The following is a 21533-nucleotide window of genomic DNA, read 5'->3' on the forward strand; positions in this document are numbered from 1 at the left end:
GCGGTTCCGGCGCCGCTCCGTCGAGGTTGTCACGACGAGCTGCCAGAACATGACTAACGGTCGGACGGGATGACTCTCTGGTGTGAACCGTGGCAAACTTAGATCATCCAAGTGTGGCCAGGCAAACCTAACTTAGGTCTGCCTGGCCTTTTCCTGTGAGGGGAGATCCGGTGAGCCAGACCACAGGCCCGTCCCAGGGGGCGGCCGGGCCACCGCGCTCCCGGGAACCGGCACGCTCAGCCGTCGCCGCCCGACGATCACGCCGTCTGGGCGGGCTGGCACTGCTCACCCTGCTGCTGGTCCTCGCCCTTGCCGCCAGCGTGCTCGTGGGCGCCCGCACACTGGACCCGGTCACGGTGTGGCAGGCTCTGACCACCGGCGCGGGACCCGAGGCCGACACGATCGTCAACGAGATCCGCCTGCCCCGCACCGTGCTCGGCCTCCTGGCCGGGATCAGCCTCGGCCTGGGCGGCGCGCTGATGCAGGGCCACACCCGCAACCCCCTGGGCGACCCCAGCATCCTCGGCGTCACCTTCGGTGCGGCCCTCGCCGTCGTGGCGGGCATCTACTTCTTCGGCGTCACCGCCCTGCACACCCAGGCCTGGTTCGCCTTCGCCGGGGCGGGCGCCGCCGTGGTCCTGGTCTACGCGGTGGCCTCGGTGCCCGGGCGCGGGCCCACCCCCGTGACCCTGGCTCTCGCGGGCACCGCCGTCAGTTGGATGGCCTACTCGGTGGCCTCCGGGCTGGTGCTGCTCGATCAGTCCACCATGGAGAACTTCCGGTTCTGGCGGGTCGGCTCCCTCTCCGGCCGGGACCCGTCGATCATCCCCCAGATGATCCCGGTCGTGCTCCTCGGCGCCGTGCTGGCCCTCGCCAACGCCCGCGCCCTCAACGCCCTGGCCCTGGGCGAGGACACCGCCCGCGCCCTGGGCTTCCGGGTCGGCCGGGCCCGACTCGTCGGCCTCGTGGCCATCACCCTCCTGACCGGGATCACCGTCGCCGCCTGCGGGCCCATCGCCTTCGTCGGGCTCATCGTCCCGCACCTGGCACGGGGGATCGTCGGGGCCGACTACCGATGGCTGATCCCCTACTCGGCCCTCATGGGCGCCGTCCTCCTCCTGGCAGCCGACATCCTCGGCCGGTTCCTCGCCCCGCCCGGCGAACTCCAGGTCGGGGTGGTCCTCGCACTGGTCGGCGCGCCCTTCTTCATCCACGTCGTCCGCCGCCGGAGGTTGTTCGCCCTGTGACCGCCACACTCGAACCCCGGGCCCCGCGCGACCCCCTGGCGCGCCGGGCGCGCGCGGTCACCCTCGGCCCGGTCGCGATCCCGCTCCGCCCCCGTCTGATCGTCGTCGGAGCGCTCACGGCCCTGGCGATCGTGGCCCTGACCGGGCTCAACCTGTCCGTCGGAGACGTGTTCGTCACCCCCGCCCAGGTGTGGGCCAACGTCGTCGGCACCAGCTACGACGAGTACTTCACCATCTGGCGGGTGCGCATGCCGCGCGTGGTGGTCGGCCTGCTCGCGGGCGCCGCGCTGGCGGCGGCCGGTGCCATCACCCAGGCGATCATGCGCAACCCCCTGGCCAGCCCCGACCTACTCGGCGTCACCCACGGAGCCAGCGCGGGCGTGGTCGCGGTGATGGCCTTCGGCGGCAGCTACGGGATCGTCAGCGGTCCGCTCGCCCAGATCGGGGTGCCCGCCCTCGCCCTGATCGGCGGCCTGGCCGCCGGGGTGCTCTGCTACGGGCTCGCCTGGCGCAACGGGATCGACGGCTTCCGTCTCCTCCTGGTGGGCGTGGGCGTGTCCACCGTCCTCATGAACGTCACCATCTGGATGCTCACCCTCGGCGAGGTCAACGACAGCGGCCGGGCCATGGTCTGGATCGCGGGCAGCCTGTCCATGCGCACCTGGGCCCACGCGCTGCCGGTGGCGGTCGCCCTCGCCGTCCTCCTGCCGCTGGCCCTGGTGGGCGCGCGGACCCTGGACGCCCTGTCCTTCGGCGACGACGTCACCCGAGGACTGGGCGTGCGCGTGGAGACCGCCCGCACCGGCATGCTCGTCCTGGCCGTGCTCCTCGCCGCGTTCGGCACCTCCGCGGCCGGACCGATCCTCTTCGTGTCGCTGGCCGCCCCGCAGATCGCCCTGCGCCTCGGCCGCGCCGCACGCCCGCCGGTGCTGCTCTCCGCCCTGGTCGGGGCCGCCCTGGTGGCCGCCGCCGACCTCGTGGCCCGCAACCTCTTCGGCACCGTCCAGCTCCCGGTCGGCATCGTCACCGGCTGTCTGGGCGCCCTCTACCTCGTGTACCTGCTCGTCCGCGGCAACCGAAAGGTCCAGGCGTGACCACCGAACAGACCCACCCGAACCCGCTCCTGGCGGCCCCGGCCGACACGGAGACGCCCCGGACCCGGCTGAGCGCGCGGGGCCTCACCCTGGCCTACGACGAACGCACCATCGTGGACGGCCTGGACACCGACATCGTCGAGGGCACCGTCACGTGCGTGATCGGTCCCAACGGCTGCGGGAAGTCCACCATGCTGCGCGCCCTGGGCCGTCTCATGCGCCCGCGCTCCGGTGTGGTGGAGCTCGACGGCCGCGACATCCACCGGGTGCCCACACGGGAGGTCGCCCAGGTCCTGGGGGTCCTGCCGCAGCAGCCGACCGCCCCCGACGGACTCACCGTCGCCGACCTCGTCGCGCGGGGCCGCCACCCGTCCCAGCGGTGGTACCGGCAGTGGTCGGGCGACGACCACCAGGCCGTCTCCGCCGCCCTGGAGCGGACCGGCCTGCTGGAGCTGGCGGACTCCCCGCTGGAGGAACTGTCCGGCGGCCAGCGCCAGCGCGCGTGGATCTCGATGGTCCTGGCCCAGGGCACGGACCTGCTGCTGTTGGACGAACCCACGACGTTCCTGGACCTCGTCCACCAGGTCGACGTCCTGGACCTGGTCCGCGACCTGCACTGGCAGGGCGGCCGCACCATCGTCATGGTCCTGCACGACCTCAACCTGGCCGCCCGTTACGCCGACACCATCATCACCATGCGCGAGGGCAGGGTGGTGGCCAGCGGAACGCCCGCCGAGGTGCTCACCCCGCAGCTGCTGCGCGAGGCCTTCGACCTGGAGGCCGTGGTCGCCGAGGACCCCGTCTCGGGCGGCCCGCTGGTGGTTCCCGTGGGCCGCGCGGGGCACTGAACCGCCGCCACGAGAGGGGAGGGGCCCGCACCGCGGGGAGCGGCCGGGGACACGCGGACACTCCCACCTGGGCGAGGCTTCTGGACGTGATCGAGTGGGTAGGCGAGGATCACCACAAAGGTCCGACGGAGCGTGTTCGTACGACTTTGCAGAGTGATGCACCCGGCCGTGTCGGGGGAGTTGTCGGCGCGTTCACCCGGGTTTCACCACGGCGTGTGAAACCTCGGCCAAGGTCGTGAGCGACCAGGCAGGACCTCCTGCACGATCGCTGGCGCGCCGCTGAGCGGCACCCCGCAGCCGCACGGGGGCGTGTGAGCGATCACGATCCCCGAGGAGAACGTGTGACCCCATCCGCGCCCCGCCGCCGCCTCCTGCCCCTGCTTGGAGTCGGAGGAGGACGATCCCCCAAGACCTGCGAGTACCGGTGCGGCAACGCCTGCTTCCATCCCGCTCCCAACAGGAGCGACAACGCGTACTTCGGTGACATCTTCCAGGGCGTGCTCTCGCGGCGCACCGCGCTCAAGGGAGCGGCGGTGGGCGCCGGAGCCAGCGCCCTCGGTCTGGCGGCGCTGAGCCCCGCGTCGGCGGACAGAGGACCCGACCGCCCGCACCCCTCGCCCCGCCCCACCTTCAGGAGCGTCCAGCCCAACAACCGCGACGCGGTCACCGTCCCCGAGGGCTACGACCACCACGTGATCGTCCGCTGGGGCGACCCGGTGCTGCCCGACGCCCCGGAGTTCGACTTCGACAACCAGACCGCCGAGGCTCAGGCCCGGCAGTTCGGCTACAACTGCGACTACGTCGGCTTCCTGCCTCTGGGCGACGACAGCGGGCTGCTCTGGGTCAACCACGAGTACACCAACGAGGAACTGATGTTCCGCGGGTACTCCGGTGGCGCGGACGCCGACCCCGAGTGGATCCGCGTGGCGATGGCCGCCCACGGCGGTTCCGTGGTGGAGCTGGACCGGGTGGACGACACCGGCCAGTGGGTGCTCGCCGACGGCGAGCGGCCCTTCAACCGGCGCGTCACCCTCGACACGGAGTTCCGGCTCACCGGCCCCGCCGCCGGGGACGAGCTGCTGCGCACCGAGGCCGACCCCGAGGGCACACGGGTCCTGGGCATGCTCAACAACTGCGCGGGCGGCACGACCCCCTGGGGCACCATCCTCAGTGGCGAGGAGAACTACAACCAGTACTTCGTCGCCGCCCCCGACACCGAGCCCTACGCCCGCTACGGCTTCTCCACCGGCCGCGACGGTCGCCGGTGGGACCGCGTGGACGAGCGCTTCGACCTGGGCAGGCATCCCAACGAGGCGCACCGCTTCGGCTACATCGTGGAGATCGACCCGCACGACCCCGACTCCATCCCCGCCAAGCGCACCATGCTGGGCCGCTTCAAGCACGAGGGCGCCAACGTCAACCTCACCGAGGACGGCCGAGTCGCCGCGTACATGGGTGACGACGAGCGCTTCGACTACATCTACAAGTTCGTCAGCGCCAAGAAGTACGTCGAGGGCTCCCGCAGACACAACATGACGCTGCTCGACTCCGGCACGCTCTACGTCGCACGCCTGGAGGGCAACAGTCCCGAGGAGGAGATCGACGGCACCGGCGCGCTGCCCTCGGACGGTGAGTTCGACGGCACCGGCGAGTGGATCCCGCTGTGCACCGACACCGAGAGCTTCGTCGAGGGCTTCACGGTGGCGCAGGTGCTGATCCACACCCGCCTGGCCGCCGACAGGGTCGGCCCCACGAAGATGGACCGTCCCGAGGACTTCGAGCCCAGTCCGGTGACCGGCAAGGTCTACTGCGCGCTGACCAACAACAGCGCGCGAGAGCCCGGCCAGGCCGACGAGCCCAATCCGCGCGGCCCCAACAAGTTCGGGCACATCCTGGAGATCATCGAGGACGGTTCGGACTCCGCGTCCACCACGTTCACCTGGGTCGTTCCGATCGTCTGCGGTGATCCCGAGGACGAGTCCACCTACTTCGCCGGGTACGACAAGTCCAAGGTGATGCCGATCTCCGCGCCCGACAACGTGGCCTTCGACAAGCACGGCAACCTGTGGATCTCCACCGACGGCCAGCCGGGCAGCCTGGGGATCAACGACGCCCTGCACGTGGTCCCGGTCGAGGGGCGCTTCCGCGGCGAGCTGCGCACCTTCGCCACCGTCCCGGTCGAGGCCGAGACCTGCGGTCCGCTCATCACCGACGACCAGAAGACCGTCTTCCTCGCCCCGCAGCACCCGGGCGAGAACGGCACGGTCGAACAGCCGACCAGCTTCTGGCCGGACGGGGACTTCCCGCGCCCGTCCGTCGTCTGCGCCTGGCACAAGGGCGGCCGCGACATCGGCAGTTGACCACTGCCCGGGGCCGTGACGCTCCGGACCGAACCACCGGCCCCGGTTCCCTCCGTCGTGGGGGAGGAACCGGGGCCGGTCTCCGTGCCACCGGTCATGTGGTCACAGGACCCGCTCGAAACAGAGCGCTCCGGGCGCGTCCGCGTAGGCACCGAAGGGCGGAACGGGACCATAGCCCGCCTTCGTGTAGAAGCGCACCGCGTCCGGCTGGCGCTCACCGGTCTCCAGTCGCAGGCACGTCCAGCCCCGGTCGCGGGCCCAGTCCTCAAGGGCGTGAAGGAGGGTGGAGGCCGCGCCCGAACCCCGGCTCTCCGGCACCACGTACATGCGTTTGACCTCGCCGAACCCCTCTCCCAGGTCCCTGAGCCCACCGCAGCCCACGGCGGTGTCCTCGTCGTCGCGCACCACCGCGAACACGGCGATGTCCTCAGCGGAGGGCGGGGTACCCGGCTCCGAGTCCGGGGACGCGTAGCGTTCGGCGATCTCCCGCCGCTGACACGCGCGGAGCGCCGCGGCGTCGGGGTCGTCCCAGGGGACCAGTTCGATGTTCATGCAGTGAGCCTGCCGCAACCGTGTTTCCCGTGTGTGAAGCCGTGGACCGCGCCCCTGGAGCGCGGTGACACCCCGCCTCGCGGGAGGGGTGTGCGGTCAGTGCCCCGGGGCCGGCCTCCGGCTTCCGGAAGGACCTTCGGAGGCCGCCCGGGGACCCGGACTCTCAGCCTTCGGGGTCCGTGAGGGCCTCACGCATCACGCGGAACTTCGACTCGGCCTCGGCCACCTCCGACGCCGGGTCCGAACCCGCCACGATCCCACCGCCCGCGTACAGGCGAGCGTGGGCGCCGTCCACGTGGGCGCAGCGCAGCGCGATACCCCACTCGGAGTTGCCCGCGCCGTCCAGCCAGCCCACCGGTCCGGCGTACCCGCCCCGGTCCATGCCCTCCACCTCGGCGATGAGGCGCATCGCCGTCGCGGTGGGGGTGCCGCCCACCGCGGCCGTGGGGTGCAGTGCCGCCACCGCGTCCAGGGCGGACACCCCGGTGGAGAGGCGGGCGTGCGCGCGGGTGGCCAGGTGCTGCACGTTGGCGAGTTTGAGCAGGTGCGGCCACGCGGGGACCACCAGCTCCTCGGCGAGGGGTTCCAGGGCGTCGCGCAGCGAGTCCACGGCCAGCCCGTGCTCCTCGATGTCCTTGGCGGAGGCCAGCATCTCCTGACCCAGGCGCTGGTCGGACTCGGGGTCCTCGCCACGGGGGCGGGTTCCGGCCAGGACCAGCGAGGTGAGCTGGTCGCCCTCCCTGCGCAGCAGGAGTTCGGGGGTCGCGCCGACCATGCCGCCGACGGAGAAGGTGAAGCAGGCGGGGAAGCGGGTGCGCAGTCTCTCCAACAGCACCCGGACGTCGACAGGGGCTTCGGCGTCGGCGAAGGAGTCCCGGGCCAGCACGGCCTTCTCCAGTTCACCGGCGCGGATGCGCTCGACCGTTCCGGCCACCGCGCCCATCCACTCCTCGCGGGTCAGGGACCCGGGGCGCCACCGCACCGGCCCGACCGGCCGCGGAGCCGAGTTGGGGCGCAGCAGCTCCTCGGGGTGGGCGCCGGGCTCGTCGGTCACGGTGGTCAACCAGGTGCGGCCCTCGCGGCGGCCCACGACCACGCGCGGCACGATCAGTGTCGAACCGGCCGAGGTGGGGGCGAACGTGAACGTGCCGAAGGTGACCAGTCCCGTGCCGGGCAGCTCGACCTCGTCCTCGACCTCGGCGTGCTCCAGCAGGGCGTCGAACCAGCGTGCCGCCTCGTCGAACCGGGTGGTGTCGGTGGGCTCGGTGCCCTCCGGCAGCGGTGCGCACTCCAGCCGGGCGGCCTCGCCCCAGCCCACGACGCCGTCGTCTCCGGTCAGCCAGGCGAGCGGGACCCCGGTGGGCAGGCGCCGCACCAGACTGCTGCCGACGCGGTCACGCAGGGCGACGGTGTGGACGAACAGTTTCCTGGCGTCGGTGTTCGGGTGGCTCGGCTTCTGGGGGTGCGGCACGGCGTTCACGGGACTCGATTCTAGGACCTGGCCTGGGACGTTGTGTCCCGGGTCGGCCCCGTCGGGGCGATGCGTGCCGGGAGCGCTCCTCGGCGCGGGCCAGGCACCGGGGGCGAACTTTGCCCGAACGGGGGTGTGACGGGCCGGAGGCGCTTCTGGGGCGGTGCTTCGTTGACCTGGCAAAACATTCCCGTTGAGCACCCTGTGCGACGTTATCCACACCTTGCCCGAATCGTGTCCGAAAATTGACATCTTGCTCTACTCTGGTTCGCGGCGTGGCGTCAAGGGGACGGCGGCGCGCGGACCTCCCGAAGGAGATCTGTTGTTGATGCGTTCGAAGGCACGGAACGTGAGTACTCCGCGCGCCGGAGCACGGTGGGCGGCGGCCGCAGCGGCGGCCACGGCACTGCTGGCCGGTTGCTCCGCGAAGGACGGCGCCCCCGAGACGGGGGCCGAGGCCGCCGTCCCCGGCGGTGAGGGCATCGCCGCCCCCGCCCAGTGCGGGACCGACGGCGACAAGCGCGAGATGCGCGGCGCCTGGCTCACCACGGTCCGCAACATCGACTGGCCCTCGGAACCGGGCCTGTCCGCCGACGAGCAGAAGGCCGAACTCGACGAGTGGCTCGACGAGTCCGTCGACATGGGCCTCAACGCCGTGTTCCTGCACGCCCGGCCCACCGCCGACGCCGTGTACGACTCCGACCTCGAACCGTGGGCCCGCTACCTCACCGGCGAGCAGGGCGGGGACCCGGGCTACGACCCGCTGGAGTACGCGGTGGAGGAGGCGCACAAGCGCGGCCTGGAGATGCACGCCTGGTTCAACCCGTACCGGGTCGGCCTCCAGGACCCCGACATCGAGAACCTCACCGACGACCACCCCGTCAAGCAGAACCCCGACTGGCTGGTGGACTTCGGCAAGGAGGCCTACGTGGACCCGGGCAACCCCGAGGTCCGCGAGTGGGTCACCTCCGTCATCATGGACGTCGTCGAGCGCTACGACGTCGACGGCATGCACTTCGACGACTTCTTCTATCCGTACCCGCAGGACGGCGCGACCTTCGACGACGACGCCACCTGGGAGGAGTACGGCGGAGGCTTCGACGACCGGGCCGACTGGCGGCGCGACAACGTCGACCAGCTGATGCGTGACGTGCACGGCCAGATCCAGGAGACCAAGCCGTGGGTGAGCTTCGGTGTCTCCCCGTTCGGCATCTGGCGCAACGACAGCACGGACTCCTCCGGTTCGCCCAGCTCGGGCCTCCAGTCCTACGACGCGCAGTACGCGGACACCCGCACCTGGATCCAGGAGGGGACCGTGGACTACGTCGCGCCCCAGCTGTACTGGGAGCGGGGCTTCTCCACCGCCGACTACGAGGCCATGACCGACTGGTGGGCCGACGAGGTCGAGGGCACCGACGTGGACCTGTACGTGGGCCAGGGCGCCTACCGGCTCGGGGAGAGCGGCTGGACCGGCGACGACGCGCTGAGTACCCAGCTCGACTACTCGGGTGAGCTCGACCAGGTCTCCGGCGATATCTACTTCTCCATCAAGAGCATGCGCGACAACCCGGACGCGGTGGACCACCTCAAGGAGTCCCACTACGCCCAGCCCGCGCTGCCCCCGGTGATCGACTCGCCCGAGGGCGACGGCCCCCGGGTCGGCGCGCCCACCGGTGTCACCGCCCAGGGCGACGACGAGGTGGAGGTGGAATGGCAGGCCATCGAGGACGCCCGCTTCTACGCGGTCTACCGTCTGCCCGCCGACGCCGCCCAGGCCCTGGAGTCCGGTGACGACGAGGCCTACTGTGCCGCGCTCGCACCGGAGAACCTGGTCGGCATGACCGGTGAGCCCGGCCTGAGCGACACCGAGCCCCTGGACGACGGGGCCGGATACGTGGTCACCGCCCTGGACGACTACCGGGCCGAGGGGCCGGTCAGCGAGATCGCCGACCCGCGCGGCTGACAACCGACCCGGCAGGACCGACGGGCCCGCTCCCCACACGGGGGCGGGCCCGTTCTGTGTCCGGCGGGGCCTCGACGCTCAGCCGCGCACTCCACCCACTCGTGCTCCATCCGGCACATTCGCCAGAATCCACCGGATAAAGCTATGATTTGCTAGCCCAAAGTCCGTGAAAAGCTTGTAAGTGCGAGTAGTAGGCTACTGCCATGCCGACCTTCCAGATCAGCGAGGCCGCAGACCTCCTCGGCGTCAGCGCCGACACCGTGCGCCGATGGGTGGACTCCGGCCGCCTGGCCGCCACCCGCGACCCCTCCGGGCGCCGCCACCTGGACGGGGCCGAACTCGCCGCGTTCATGCGGGCCGGGGCCGACGAGGACCCGGGCCGCCGCGTCTCCTCGGCGCGTAACCGCTTCCACGGCCTGGTCACCCACGTGATCCGCGACCAGGTCATGGCCAGCGTCGAGATCCAGGCCGGACCGCACCGGGTGGTCTCCCTGATGAGCCGTGAGGCCGCCGACGAGCTCGGCCTGGAGGTCGGGACCGTGGCCACGGCCGTCGTGAAGTCCACCAACGTCATCATCGAGACCACCGGAGAAGACCATGCGTGACAGCTCCCCCCGACGAGCCGGGCGTCGCGGCCACCGGCCGCTCACCGGGCTCGCCGCCGTCGCCGCCCTCGGCGTCGCGCTGACCGCCTGTGGAGCCGAGGACACCGGCCCCGGCGACGGGGCCGACACCTTCGGGGACGCCCTCTCCGGGGAACTCACCGTCTTCGCCGCCGCCTCCCTTACGGACGTGTTCGCCGAGATCGCCGACGACTTCCAGGAGCGGCACCCGGACGTCGCGGTCACCTTCAACTTCGCCGGCAGCAGCGAGCTGGCCCAGCAGATCAACGCCGGGGCGCCCGCCGACGTGTTCGCCGCCGCCAACACCGCCACCATGGAACAGGTGGTGGAGGGTGAGGGCCTGGACGCCGACTGGGCGGGAGAACACGGCGAACACGGCCTGGTCTTCGCCACCAACACCCTGCGCATCGCCGTGCCGCCGGACAACCCCGCCGGAATCGGGGATCTGGCCGACCTCGCGGGCGACGGGGTGCAGGCGGCCTTCTGCGCCGAGGAGGTGCCCTGCGGTGCCGCCACCACGACCGCCGTGGGCGCCTCCGGCCTGGAGATCACCCCGGTCACCTACGAGGAGGACGTCCGCGCCGTCCTCACCAAGGTCGAGCTGGGTGAGGTGGACGCGGGTCTGGTCTACTCCACGGACGTCATCTCCGCCGAGGGCCGGGTCGAGGGGCTGGAGTTCCCCGAGGCCGAGGAGGCCGTGAACGACTACCCGATCGGCGTGCTGGCGAACTCCGGCGACTCCGCCCTCGCCGCCGCGTGGATCGAGGCGGTCACCTCCGCCGAGGGCGCCGCGGTCCTCACAGGCGCGGGGTTCGGCGCACCGTGACCGCACAGACCCCCGACCGCTCCCGGCGCCGACCGCGTACACCCGTGCCGCGCGGTCGGGTCCGGCGCCCCCGGGCCGGGCGCGTCCCCTGGATCCTGGTCGTTCCGGCCGTCGCGGGTGTGCTCTTCCTCGTCCTGCCCTTCGCCGGGATGCTCGTCCGCGCGCCCTGGCCCACCATGGGCGCCCGCGTCACTGACCCCGCCGTGCTCGCCGCCCTGTGGCTGTCGCTGTCCACCGCCACCGTGGCCACCGTCGTCTCGCTCCTGCTCGGTGTGCCCCTGGCCTGGCTGCTCGCCCGCACCGAGTTCCCCGGACGCCGGTTCGTCCGTGCCCTGGTGACCGTGCCCCTGGTCATCCCGCCCGTGGTGGGCGGCGTGGCCCTGCTGCTGGTCCTGGGCCGCAACGGCCTGGTGGGCCAGTACCTGGACGCATGGTTCGGGCTCACCCTGCCCTTCACCCCCGCCGCGGTGGTCATCGCGCAGGTGTTCGTGGCCATGCCCTTCCTCGTGATCAGCGTGGAGGGGGCGCTGCGCGGCGCGGACCGGCGCTACGAGGAGGCCGCCGCCACCCTCGGCGCCGACCGTGTCACCGTCTTCACCCGTGTCACCCTGCCGATGGTGCTGCCCGGCATCGGTGCGGGGGCCGTGCTCTGCTGGGCGCGCGCCCTGGGCGAGTTCGGCGCGACCATCACCTTCGCCGGGAACTTCCCCGGCACCACCCAGACGATGCCGCTGGCCGTGTACATGGCCATGCAACGCGACCCCGAGGCCGCCATCGTGCTCAGCCTGGTCCTGCTCCTGGTGTCCCTGGTGGTCCTGGCCACCCTGCGCGAAAGGTGGGTGAACGCCTCGTGAGGCCCACCACCCCGGCCCCCACCGCCGGACTCGACGCCGAACTGCGCCTGACGCGCGGCGACTTCACCCTGGACGTGGCCCTGAGCGCCCGGCCCGGGGAGATCATCGCCCTGCTCGGCCCCAACGGGGCGGGCAAGTCGTCCGCCCTGCGGGCCCTGGCCGGGCTGGTCCCGCTCACCGGCGGCCACGTGCGAGTGGACGGCGCCGACGAGACCACCACCGCCGTCGAACACCGGCCCATCGGCATGGTCTTCCAGGACTACCTGCTCTTCGAGCACCTGAGCGCCCTGGACAACGTCGCCTTCGGCCCGCGCTGCCAGGGCTCCAGCAGGGCGGAGGCACGTTCACGCGCCGCCGAACTGCTCGATCACATGGATCTGGCCGCCCACGCCCACTCCCGGCCCCGGCAGTTGTCCGGGGGCCAGGCACAGCGGGTGGCGCTGGCCCGCGCCCTCGCGGTCCGACCGCGCCTGCTGCTGCTGGACGAACCGATGGCGGCGCTGGACGCCAGCACCCGGATCGACGTCCGGGCCCGCCTGCGCCACCTGCTGGAGGACTTCGACGGCGTGACCGTGCTGGTCACCCACGACCCGCTGGACGCCATGGTGCTGGCCGACCGCATCGCGGTGGTCGAGTCCGGCCGCGTCGTGCAGCGCGGCGCACCCGCCGAGGTGGCCCGGCGTCCGCGCACCTCCTACGTGGCACGCCTGGTGGGACTCAACCTCTTCCAGGGGCGGGGCGAGGGGGAGACGGTGGCCCTGGACAGCGCCCCGGGGAAGGACGGCGCGGACGAGGTCGCGCGGGTGACACCGCGTGAACCGTATGAGGGGCCCGCCCTGGTGGCCTTCCCGCCGCGCGCCGTGGCCCTGTACCCGGAGCACCCCCATGGCAGTACCCGCAACGTGTGGCGCCTGACGGTGGAGGGAATCGAACGCTTCGGCGACCAGGTCCGCGTTCACCTGACGGGGCCGCTGTCCCTGGCGGCGGACATCACCCCCGCGGCCCTGGCCGAGCTGGGGCTGTCACGGGGCGACACGGTCTGGGCGGGGGTCAAGGCCACCGAGGTGGAGTGCTATCCGGGCTGAGCGGCTGCCCGTCCGGTGGGGCCTCGTGGCGGCGCACTCTGCCTTTCCGGGCGCGAAACCCGGTTCTCACATCATGAAACAAACCATCCCATTGGTACTCAACAGTGAAAAAACGGTACGGAATTACCGTGAAGCCTTGGATATCCGGACGCCACCCGGGGGAGACTCTAGGACATCCGGTGACGACAGTCCTTCCCTCAGTGGCCGAGGAGGGTTTCATGTCCCTGCGAGAGCACGAACGACGCATCCTCGCGGAAATAGAGCGACAACTCAGCGAAGAGGCTCCGGCACTGGCCGGCCGCCTCGAGGCGTTCGGGAGCGATGATCCCGACGCCCCCATCGACCCCGGGTTGCGTAGTTGGAAGCCCTGGGTCGCCTGCGGACTGATCGCCGCGGTCACCGCCGGGCTGCTCGTCCTGCTGTTCGTGCTCACGCCGAGCGCACCGCAGCCGGAGGACACACCACGCCCAGCCGAGACCTCACAGGGAGCCGATCCGGCACCGGAGGGCGGCACCGTGGACCGCGTACCCGCACCCGCCGACTGACCACCCGCGCCCCACGGGGTTCGGAGCAGAGGGAGGACGACGACGGCCGGTGGCCCCGGGAGGGACCACCGGCCGTCGTCCGGCGCTGCCGCGCTCAGCGAGCCGCGCTGCGGACATGGGACACCGTCGCCCCGTCGGGCCCCGCGGTGATGGTGACCGTCACGAAGTAGACGGAACCGTCGTCCCTGGCGACGCTGCGCGTCACGGTGTGGGAGGCGCCCTCGGGACCGGCCCAGGAGTCCTCGCTGTGGAAGAACGAGTCGGCGGCGGCGAGCGCGGGTGTGCCCAGGGCGAACCCCAGCGCCAGGACCGCTGTGGTCATCATGCGACGTGAATGGGCCATGGGTGCTGTCCTTCGTCTGAGTACCGGAGAGGGGCCGACGCTCCGCGCGCCGGCCCCTCGACACTGCTGGGGTGTGTTCGGCGGGCACTCACCCCGGCGCGTCACCCGGTGCCCCCCGGGCTCCGGCCGTGACGGTCACCGCCCGTCGAACACCGCCTCGTCGGCTAGTTGGTGCCGCTGATGACGCCACCCTGGGCGGCGCCCCACGGGCCAGCGGTCTCGAAGCCCTTGATGTAGATGGTGCTGGGACCCTTGTGGTCGTGGTCGTGCCCGTGGCCGTGGCCGTGGCCCGACTTGGCGGCGGAGAAGACGCCGCCCTGGCCGGCGCCCTTGGGGCCGGCGTAGCTGCCACCGGCACCGTAGAAGGTGTCGGCCATGGCCACCGCAGGAGCTCCGAAGGCGAGGGCGGGGGCGATGACGGCGGCGAAGGCGATACGGGTCACGGTCTTGCGGTTCATCGTCTGATTTCCTCTCAGTGCGATCGGTCCGGGAATCCGCCCCTTTGGTTGGACTCCGGTCCGGTCACTCTTGTTTCGTTCCGGGAAGCTGGTGTCCGGCTCCCGCTGTTTAGATGTCCGCTGGGTCGGCCGATCAATCGCTGAATTCTCGGTAATTTCTTAAACGAAAAAGTGGTGGGCGTGACTGGAAAGTTGCCGTGGGACCGCGTTTCCGTGCTTGGGATTCCCGCTCTGGTGGGGGATGCTGGTGGGTATGCCCAATGTCCGGGGCGGCTATGTCGGAAATATATGCCGGTCCCGACCGGTGCGCGAGGGTCGCTACGCGCGAGGGTGCCGTTCCGTTTACTCGGATCCAGTAAAAATCCTCCCCGGAATTTCTTCCGGGAGAATTCGTGCAATTTCTGAAATGAGTTCGATCTCGGTCGTGATCGAAATATAGCCGTCTTGTCTCATGGGTGTCGGTCATAGGCGTATGCACGAACCCTCGGGCGGCTTGTCGTACTACGTCCATGCGAGAGGCCCCGCCCGGAGTGATCCGGACGGGGCCTCTGTCTTCCCTGCGTGCGCCTAGAGCGCGTTGGTGAACTTGGCGGCCAGCGGACCGGCGACCGACCCACCGCCGCCACCGCCCTCCACCACGAGGGCGAAGGCCACGTCGCCCTTGTAACCGACCATCCACGCGTGGGTGGGCAGCTCGTCGTCCTCGTCGGCGTCGTCGGCGGTCCCGAACTCGGCGGAGCCGGTCTTGCCGAACACCTCGCCCTGGAAGCCGGCGTCCTTGGCCGTGCCGTCCGTGATCACCTCGCGCATCATCGGGCGCAGGGCCTCGGCGTTGCCGATGGTCTGCGGCTCGCGCAGGTCGTCCCGGGCGGGCTCGGTGACCAGCACCGGCTGCCGCCACGCACCGTCCGCGACGGCGGCGGGCACCGTGGCCATGTGCAGCGGCGAGGTGAGGATCTGACCCTGGCCGATGCCCTGGGCGCCCATCATGGTGGTGCTGTCCACGGCCGGGAAGCTCGGCTCCTGGGTGCTCACACCGATGTCCAGCGGGGCGTTCATCCCGAACTGCTCGGCACTGGCCTGGAGGGTCTCCGGGCTCAGGACCTGGCCGATCTCGTGCACCAGGGCGGTGTTGCAGGAGGTCGCGAAGGCCTCGGTCACCGACTGCTGCCCGTACTCGGCGCCGCCCGCGTTGCGGAACGGCCACCCGCCCAGCTCGTACTCCTCCGGACAGTCCATGGAGGCGTCCACCGACAGACCGTTGTCCAGGAGTGCGCTGTAGGTGACGATCTTGAAGGACGAACCCGGCGGGTACTGCCCCTCGAAGGCCCGGTTGAAGCCGCCCGGCACGTTCACCGCCGCCAGGATCTCACCGCTGGAGGGACGGATCGCCACCAGACCGGCGGGGTCGTCCGCGTCGATGATCGCGTTGGCGGCCGCGCTCTGGACACCCATGTCGAAACTCGTGGTGACGGACTCGCCGTCGGAGCCGTCCAGGGACGCGACGGTGTTCTCCTCGGTGACCTCCGGAGCCTGGCCGTCCTCGATCTCGGCGGCGTCCACCATCACGATGGTCGCGGCGGCCTCACCGGCCAGCCGCTCCTCGTAGGTGCGCTGGAGGCCGGTTTTACCGACGGTGTCGCCGACCTTGTAGGCCGGACCCAGCCGCTCGACGTCCTCCTCGTCGGCCTCGCCCAGCTCGCCCACGATCATCTGGATCGAACCGGAGACGTCCGCGGCGTCCAGACGGGTGCCGTCGGCGGCCAGGACCTGGCCGCGCTCGCCCCACACCGCCGTGCGGGTCAGGGTCTGGCCCTCACCCAGCCCGGGGTAGGCGACCTCGGGGGAGAACTCGACCAGCCACTCGCCGTCCTCGCGCAGCAGCGGGAGCTCGCCCTCCCAACCGAAGTCACTGGCGTTGGTCAGCGAGAGCGTCACCTCGTAGGGGGCGCTGCCGGTGCCGCTGTCCGTGGTGGGGGAACCGACCTCGACGTCGACACCGTCCACTCCCAGGCCGGAGTCGATCCCGCCGAGGATCGCCTCAGCGTCGTCGCCGGTGGTGACGGCGGCCAGACGGGCGAAGTCCTGCTCCTCCCAGGCGGCCTCGAACTCGGTCGTGGCCTCCTCGGGCTGGGGCAGCGTGTACACGTACCAACCGGCGCCCGCGCCGACCAGGGCCAGCACGACCACGGTCGCCACCACACCGATGACGAGCCCGCGCCGGGACTTCCGGGGCGGCGGCCCCGGGTCGTAGTCGTCGTAAGCGTCGTAGTCGTCCGGACCACCGGGACCCTTCGGCCCCTCGGGTCCACCGGGACCGTCCTGGCCCGCTCCGCCGTAGAGGTACTCGTAGCCTTCTCCCCGGCCGTCCCGCTCCCGGCCCTCGGACCCGGCGGACGGCTCCGGGGCGGAACCCGGATAGGGGGTGTCGCCCTGGTAGGCGGGCTGACCCGCGTACGGGGTCTGCCATGCCTCGTGGGCGGCCCCGACACTCTCGTGCCCCTGGGCCGTCTGGGCCCACCCGTCCTCGGGTGCGTGCCCGGGTGTGTCCTGCGGCCTGGGCGCGACCGGGGTGCCCCACGGTTCGTAGGGCTCCTCCCCGGAGGGGTTCGGGCGCTCCTGAGAACCCGGGGGCGGGACGGGCGTGCCCCAGCTGTTCGCCGGGGTCTGTGGTCCGGAGGGGTTGTTCCAGCTGTACTGCGGGGACTGCGGTTCCGAGGCGGACCCCCAGCCCGGTCCGGAGGCCTGTGAAGGGGAATTCCAGCTGTCGGCCGGTGCCTGCGGTTCCGAGGGGGTGTTCCACTCGTCCCGTGCGGCCTGCGGCTCCGGGGTCGAACCCCAGCTTTCGGAGGCCTGCGGAGTGGCCGGAGTGCCCCAGCTGTTCGCCGGGGTCTGTGGTCCGGAGGGGTTGTTCCAGCTGTACTGCGGGGACTGCGGTTCCGAGGCGGACCCCCAGCTGTCGGCTGGTGCCTGCGGTCCCGAGGGGGTGTTCCACTCGTCCCGTGCGGCCTGCGGCTCCGGGGTCGAACCCCAGCTCTCAGAGGCCTGCGGAGCGACGGGCGTGCCCCACGACTCCTGCGGATCGGCCGATCCGGTCCAGCTCTCCGAGGAGGACCGGGACGTCTCCGAGGCGGCGGCGGGGGCGTCCCAACCGTCGGACGAGGGCTCGGGGGTGGTGCCCCAGGTCTCGGAGACGGTCGGGGAATCGGAGGGGGCCCGCGACTCGGACGGTGCGTCCCAGCTCTCCGCCGAGGACCTCGGCGCGCTGGGGGAGCCCCACGGCTCATGGGGCTCCGGAGCGGCGGGCGCTGACTCCGGCTCGGACTCCTGCCGCGAACCCCGGTACGGGGCGCCCCAGGAGTCGTCCGTCCCGTCGTCACCATCGGAGGCCTCGCCGCCGTACTGGCCGGCGTCGGCGCCCCACGACTCCGCGGGCGCGCTCGGCTCCGACACCGGCGGCGCCGGGGGGTCAGCCGGGCGAGGGTGCTCGAACCCGAAGTTCCCGGTGTCCGAGGGGCGGGCACCTGAGGGTCGTGCCGGAATGCGGTAGGGATTCTCCGGGCGCGGTCGACGCGCCTCTGTACCGTCCGAATCCTCGGGCGGCCCGGAGGAATCCGGCTGCCGGGGGGACCGTTCGTCCACGCCTGACCGTCCTTCGTTGCGTTTTCCTGGAGATACCACGATGCCCCGCTCCCACCTCGGTGGGAGCGGGGCACGAGGATGAGGTCGGCATGGCGGTCGCCTCTCGGCGCGGGGCACAACGGGGCTCCTGACCGTCCGATCAGCCCACCCGCGAGGGGCGGGTGTCGGACACGGTATTCCGCGAAGGCAATAGTTGAGGCCCGGGGGACACTTGCTACCACACCGACCAACAGTGACTCTAACCCATACGTCCGAGGAGTTGTTCCACGAACCCGGGGAGAGCTCCATGCGCAATCTCACGGTGACACACGGGCCGGATCGGGGAAAGACGAAGGGCCGGTCCCGCAAAGGGGTACGGGACCGGCCGGGAAGCTCACACGCGGCTACGCCTGGCGTGCGACGCTGGTCTGTTCCTGACGGGTGAGCAGCTTGAGGCGCTTGCGTCCGCGCTCGGCGCCCAGCTCCTCCTCGCGGGCCTCGATGCGCTTCCAGCCCTCCCAGGTGGTGAACTCGACACCGCGCTCGGCGAGCAGCGACTCGAAGGCCACCGGGTCCGGCTCGGCGGCCGGGGTGAAGGCCTCGCGGTCGGCGACGAGGTTGGTGACGGTCTCCAGGGCGTCGCCCTTGGTGTGGCCGATGAGGCCGACCGGGCCGCGCTTGATCCAACCGGTGGCGTACACGCCGTCCACGTGCCGGTCGTCCAGGTCCAGGACCCGGCCCTCGGAGTTGGGGACGACCCCCCGCTCCTCGTCGAAGGGCAGGTCGGTCAGGGGCGAGCCCAGGTAGCCGATGGCCCGGTAGACGGCCTGGACCTCGGTGTCCACGTACTCGCCCGTGCCCTTGACGTTGCCGTCGCCGGTCAGTTCCATGCGCTCGGTGCGGATGCCGGACACCCGGTCCTCGCCGAGGATCTCCACGGGGGAGTGCAGGAAGTGCAGGTGCAGGCGGCGCTCGGCACCGCGCTCGTCGCGGATCGCCCAGTTCTGGAGGACCTTGACGTTGGTCTTGACCTGGTTGGACTCGTCGCAGGCCCGGAGGCTGCCCTCGTCCATCTCGAAGTCCTCGGCGTACACGAGGACCTCGACGCCGGGCTGCTTGTCCAGCTCGCGCAGTTCCATCGGGGTGGCCTTGCACTGGGCGATGCCCCGGCGGGCGAACACGTGCACGTCGGTGATCTGCTTGGCGCGCAGACCCTCGTAGACGTTGTCGGTGATGTCGGTGGACAGCAGGTCGTCGGCGTCCTTGGCCAGGATGCGCGCGACGTCCACGGCCACGTTGCCCGCGCCGATCACGGCGACGCTGGTGCCGTCGACGTGCCAGGACGGGGCGACGTCGGGGTGGGAGTCGTACCAGAAGACGAAGTCGGCGGCGCCGTGGCTCCCGGGCAGGTCCACGCCGGGGATGTCCAGGGGGCGGTCGCGGTCGCTGCCGGTGGCGAAGATGACCGCGTCGTAGTGGTGGCGCAGGTCCTCCAGCTTGAGGTCCACGCCGTACTCGACGTTGCCGTAGAAGGTGATCTCCGGCTTGTCGAGGATCTTGTGGAGGGCCCCCTGGATCTGCTTGATGCGGGGGTGGTCCGGGGCCACGCCGTAGCGGACCAGGCCGTAGGGGGAGGGCAGCTTGTCGAGGATGTCGATGCTGACGGACGTGCCGCACGAGGACAGGGTCTCGTCCTTGGTGAGCAGGTCCGCGGCGTAGATTCCCGCGGGGCCCGCACCAACGATTCCCACTCGCAGTGGTCGCGTCATCGCACAGCTCCAAGTCTTCGCGCCAGGGTCGGACGCCATAGGTAAGGCTTGCCTAATCTATCCGATGTCACCACCGGAAAAACCTACTATAAGGGTAGGGAATTCTTCTCACCCCGCCAGGGAGGGGGGAAGGCTCCGGACCGCCGCCCCGTGGCCGCGATCCAGGCGGGAGGCCGGGTCCGGCCTCGCCGAAAGGGCCTTCAGTCTGGGGTCAACGCCTCGTCAAGGAGGATTCAGCCCCGTGGGGACTGTGGGGAAGGTCACTGTTCCAGCTCCGCCTTGACGGAGGCAGCGTACCGGGAGATCTGCTCCTGGCCGGACAGCTTGGCGATCGCGCCCATGATCGCGTCCGTCGCCTCGCGGCGCGACCTGGCCCTGTCAGCCCCGCCCTCCCAGGGTGACAGGTCGACCGGCTCCCCGAAACGCACTCCCACGCGATTGAACGACGGGAGCTTGCGGCCGGGGGGAAGGATGCGCTGCGTTCCCGTGAGCGCGACCGGGACCACCGGAGCCCCCGTGCTCAGCGCGAGCCACGCCAGACCGGTCTGTCCCTTGTACAGGCGACCGTCGGGGGAGCGCGAGCCCTCGGGGAAGATGCCGAACACCTCGCCGCCCTTGATGACCTCCACGCTGTTGTTCATCGCCTCCTGGGAGCTCTGCCCCGGACGGCGGTCCACTGAGACCGGCCCCAGCATCTTCAGGGCGCGGGAGAGCAGTCTCCGGAAGAACGTGCTCTCGTTGAAGAGTTCCTTCTTCGCGATGAAGCGCACCTGCCGGGGGCAGGCGAGCCCGAGGAAGAGCGGGTCGATGTTCGACAGGTGGTTGGCGGCCAGGATCACCGGGCCGCTCTCCGGCACCAGGTGCGCGCCCTCCACCTTCTGGGGCCACACCACACGGGTGACGGGTGCGACGACGGCCTTGGCCGCTCCGTACGGTGACACAGGTAGCCCCTTCTCGGTGGGTCGCGGAGTACGCGTGGGAAACGCGGGTGTGCGGGCTCGAGGGGAGTCGGCCGCCCACGACCGCGCCACCAGAGCTTATCCGGGTTGCCGACGGGCCGCCGGGGCCAGGTCCGCCGAAGTCGGTGCCGTGGAACACTGCCGTGACCTGGGACACGCGCGCTAGGCTGATGGTCTAGACCTCTGATCCAGGTCGGAGGTCCCCTCCGGACGCGAACGAGGAAGACAGCCATGGCGAAACTGGTCGATGTCAGCCACCAGATCACCGACGGGATGAACACCGGTCCCGGCCTGCCGCGACCGGCGATCGAGGAGAGCACCACCGTCGCGGGGGCCGTCCCCGGACACGGTGACAGCAGCGGCCGCGTCAACATGGTGGGAGCGACCGGCACCCACGTCGAGATCCCCGCCCACCGCTACCGGGACGGGGCCGACCCCGCCGACCTCGACCTGGAACGCGTCGCCGACCTCCCCGGAGTGGTGGTCACAGTGACCGAGGGCCACCAGATCGGCCCCGAGGCCTTCGCCGGACTCGACCTGCGCGGCCGGGCCGTCCTGGTCCGCACCGGCTGGGACCGGCACTGGCGCACCGAGGCCTACGGCGCGTTCGAGCACCCGCACCTGACCGAGACCGCCGCCAAGGCCCTGGTGGAGTCCGGCGCGACCCTGGTCGGCATCGACTCGGTCAGCGTCGACGACACCGCCCCCCACACCGAGGGCGCGCGCCCCGCCCAGGCCGCCCTCCTGGCTGCGGGGGTCCCCATCGTCACCCACCTGTGCCTCCTCGACCAGCTGCCGGAGGAGGGGTTCCGGTTCCACGCGGTCCCCGCCAAGGTGAGGGGGGTGGCCGCGTTCCCGGTCCGGGCCTTCGCGGTGGTCTCCTAGGTGTACTGATCATGGAGGTTGGTAACACCC

Annotated in this window: 18 protein-coding genes; 11 read left to right on the plus strand and 7 right to left on the minus strand. The window is 71.3% G+C overall.

All coding sequences use genetic code 11. The annotated features are described in order from the left end of the window. Window positions 1-170 precede the first annotated feature (170 nt). The 4 genes from D452_RS0114820 to D452_RS0114835 all read left to right on the plus strand — a co-directional run bounded on the left by D452_RS0114820 (window position 171) and on the right by D452_RS0114835 (window position 5549). Window positions 171-1247, plus strand: coding sequence for a FecCD family ABC transporter permease (locus D452_RS0114820; RefSeq protein WP_017544938.1), 1077 nt, complete (start codon window positions 171-173; stop codon window positions 1245-1247). After that, window positions 1244-2341, plus strand: a complete 1098-nt coding sequence (locus D452_RS0114825; RefSeq protein WP_017544939.1) for a FecCD family ABC transporter permease — start codon at window positions 1244-1246, stop codon at window positions 2339-2341. Before D452_RS0114820 ends, D452_RS0114825 begins: the two co-directional genes overlap by 4 nt. Next, window positions 2338-3189 (plus strand): ABC transporter ATP-binding protein, encoded by an 852-nt coding sequence (locus D452_RS0114830; protein ID WP_017544940.1) that lies wholly within the window; start codon window positions 2338-2340, stop codon window positions 3187-3189. The genes D452_RS0114825 and D452_RS0114830 overlap by 4 nt, the downstream gene beginning before the upstream one ends. Window positions 3190-3530: 341 nt before the next feature. Continuing rightward, window positions 3531-5549: a PhoX family protein gene (locus D452_RS0114835; RefSeq protein WP_017544941.1), complete on the plus strand. Its 2019-nt coding sequence runs from the start codon at window positions 3531-3533 to the stop codon at window positions 5547-5549. Between the two features lie 102 nt (window positions 5550-5651). Here D452_RS0114835 and D452_RS0114840 read toward each other — a convergent pair whose 3' ends face one another. Then, window positions 5652-6101, minus strand: a complete 450-nt coding sequence (locus tag D452_RS0114840; protein WP_017544942.1) for a GNAT family N-acetyltransferase — start codon at window positions 6099-6101, stop codon at window positions 5652-5654. Between the two features lie 163 nt (window positions 6102-6264). After that, a complete protein-coding gene (locus D452_RS0114845; RefSeq protein ID WP_017544943.1) occupies window positions 6265-7581 on the minus strand; it encodes an isochorismate synthase in 1317 nt (438 codons plus the stop codon). Between the two features lie 319 nt (window positions 7582-7900). On the opposite strand from D452_RS0114845, the gene D452_RS0114850 reads away from it, so the two are divergent. The 6 genes from D452_RS0114850 (at window position 7901) to D452_RS0114875 (ending at window position 13468) form a co-directional block, all read left to right on the plus strand. Continuing rightward, window positions 7901-9535 (plus strand): glycoside hydrolase family 10 protein, encoded by a 1635-nt coding sequence (locus D452_RS0114850; protein ID WP_017544944.1) that lies wholly within the window; start codon window positions 7901-7903, stop codon window positions 9533-9535. Window positions 9536-9738: 203 nt separating this feature from the next. Further along, window positions 9739-10140 carry a TOBE domain-containing protein gene (locus tag D452_RS0114855; protein ID WP_017544945.1) on the plus strand — a complete coding sequence of 134 codons (402 nt, stop codon included), beginning with the start codon at window positions 9739-9741 and terminating at the stop codon, window positions 10138-10140. Next, entirely contained in the window at window positions 10133-10984 is an 852-nt protein-coding gene (modA, locus tag D452_RS0114860) for a molybdate ABC transporter substrate-binding protein (protein ID WP_017544946.1), read from the plus strand. The genes D452_RS0114855 and modA overlap by 8 nt, the downstream gene beginning before the upstream one ends. A gap of 44 nt (window positions 10985-11028) precedes the next feature. After that, window positions 11029-11838 (plus strand): ABC transporter permease, encoded by an 810-nt coding sequence (locus D452_RS0114865; RefSeq protein ID WP_017544947.1) that lies wholly within the window; start codon window positions 11029-11031, stop codon window positions 11836-11838. Further along, window positions 11835-12923, plus strand: coding sequence for an ABC transporter ATP-binding protein (locus D452_RS0114870; RefSeq protein WP_017544948.1), 1089 nt, complete (start codon window positions 11835-11837; stop codon window positions 12921-12923). The genes D452_RS0114865 and D452_RS0114870 overlap by 4 nt, the downstream gene beginning before the upstream one ends. A gap of 218 nt (window positions 12924-13141) precedes the next feature. Next, window positions 13142-13468, plus strand: coding sequence for a DUF3040 domain-containing protein (locus tag D452_RS0114875; RefSeq protein WP_040693867.1), 327 nt, complete (start codon window positions 13142-13144; stop codon window positions 13466-13468). A 94-nt stretch (window positions 13469-13562) separates the two neighbouring features. Here D452_RS0114875 and D452_RS0114880 read toward each other — a convergent pair whose 3' ends face one another. The 5 genes from D452_RS0114880 to D452_RS0114900 form a co-directional block, all read right to left on the minus strand. Next, the gene (locus D452_RS0114880) at window positions 13563-13811 is read right to left on the minus strand and encodes a hypothetical protein (RefSeq protein WP_110048765.1); all 249 of its coding nucleotides are present in this window, start codon (window positions 13809-13811) and stop codon (window positions 13563-13565) included. A 164-nt stretch (window positions 13812-13975) separates the two neighbouring features. Next, window positions 13976-14269: a hypothetical protein gene (locus D452_RS0114885; protein WP_017544951.1), complete on the minus strand. Its 294-nt coding sequence runs from the start codon at window positions 14267-14269 to the stop codon at window positions 13976-13978. Window positions 14270-14836: 567 nt separating this feature from the next. Continuing rightward, window positions 14837-17722, minus strand: coding sequence for a penicillin-binding transpeptidase domain-containing protein (locus tag D452_RS0114890; protein WP_239646394.1), 2886 nt, complete (start codon window positions 17720-17722; stop codon window positions 14837-14839). Window positions 17723-18294: 572 nt separating this feature from the next. After that, window positions 18295-19641: an FAD-dependent oxidoreductase gene (locus tag D452_RS0114895; protein ID WP_017544952.1), complete on the minus strand. Its 1347-nt coding sequence runs from the start codon at window positions 19639-19641 to the stop codon at window positions 18295-18297. Between the two features lie 278 nt (window positions 19642-19919). Continuing rightward, window positions 19920-20600: a lysophospholipid acyltransferase family protein gene (locus D452_RS0114900; protein WP_017544953.1), complete on the minus strand. Its 681-nt coding sequence runs from the start codon at window positions 20598-20600 to the stop codon at window positions 19920-19922. A gap of 249 nt (window positions 20601-20849) precedes the next feature. On the opposite strand from D452_RS0114900, the gene D452_RS0114905 reads away from it, so the two are divergent. After that, window positions 20850-21503 (plus strand): cyclase family protein, encoded by a 654-nt coding sequence (locus D452_RS0114905; protein WP_017544954.1) that lies wholly within the window; start codon window positions 20850-20852, stop codon window positions 21501-21503. Window positions 21504-21533: the final 30 nt, after the last annotated feature.

The organism is Nocardiopsis prasina DSM 43845, assembly GCF_000341265.1.
Lineage (GTDB): Bacteria > Actinomycetota > Actinomycetes > Streptosporangiales > Streptosporangiaceae > Nocardiopsis > Nocardiopsis prasina.

Coding starts and splice junctions, on each gene's coding strand:
- D452_RS0114875 (WP_040693867.1), top strand. CDS start 13,142: ATGTCCCTGCGAGAGCACGAACGACGCATCCTCGCGGAAATAGAGCGA.
- modA (WP_017544946.1), top strand. CDS start 10,133: ATGCGTGACAGCTCCCCCCGACGAGCCGGGCGTCGCGGCCACCGGCCG.
- D452_RS0114885 (WP_017544951.1), bottom strand. CDS start 14,269: ATGAACCGCAAGACCGTGACCCGTATCGCCTTCGCCGCCGTCATCGCC.
- D452_RS0114880 (WP_110048765.1), bottom strand. CDS start 13,811: ATGGCCCATTCACGTCGCATGATGACCACAGCGGTCCTGGCGCTGGGG.
- D452_RS0114855 (WP_017544945.1), top strand. CDS start 9,739: ATGCCGACCTTCCAGATCAGCGAGGCCGCAGACCTCCTCGGCGTCAGC.
- D452_RS0114840 (WP_017544942.1), bottom strand. CDS start 6,101: ATGAACATCGAACTGGTCCCCTGGGACGACCCCGACGCCGCGGCGCTC.
- D452_RS0114850 (WP_017544944.1), top strand. CDS start 7,901: ATGCGTTCGAAGGCACGGAACGTGAGTACTCCGCGCGCCGGAGCACGG.
- D452_RS0114905 (WP_017544954.1), top strand. CDS start 20,850: ATGGCGAAACTGGTCGATGTCAGCCACCAGATCACCGACGGGATGAAC.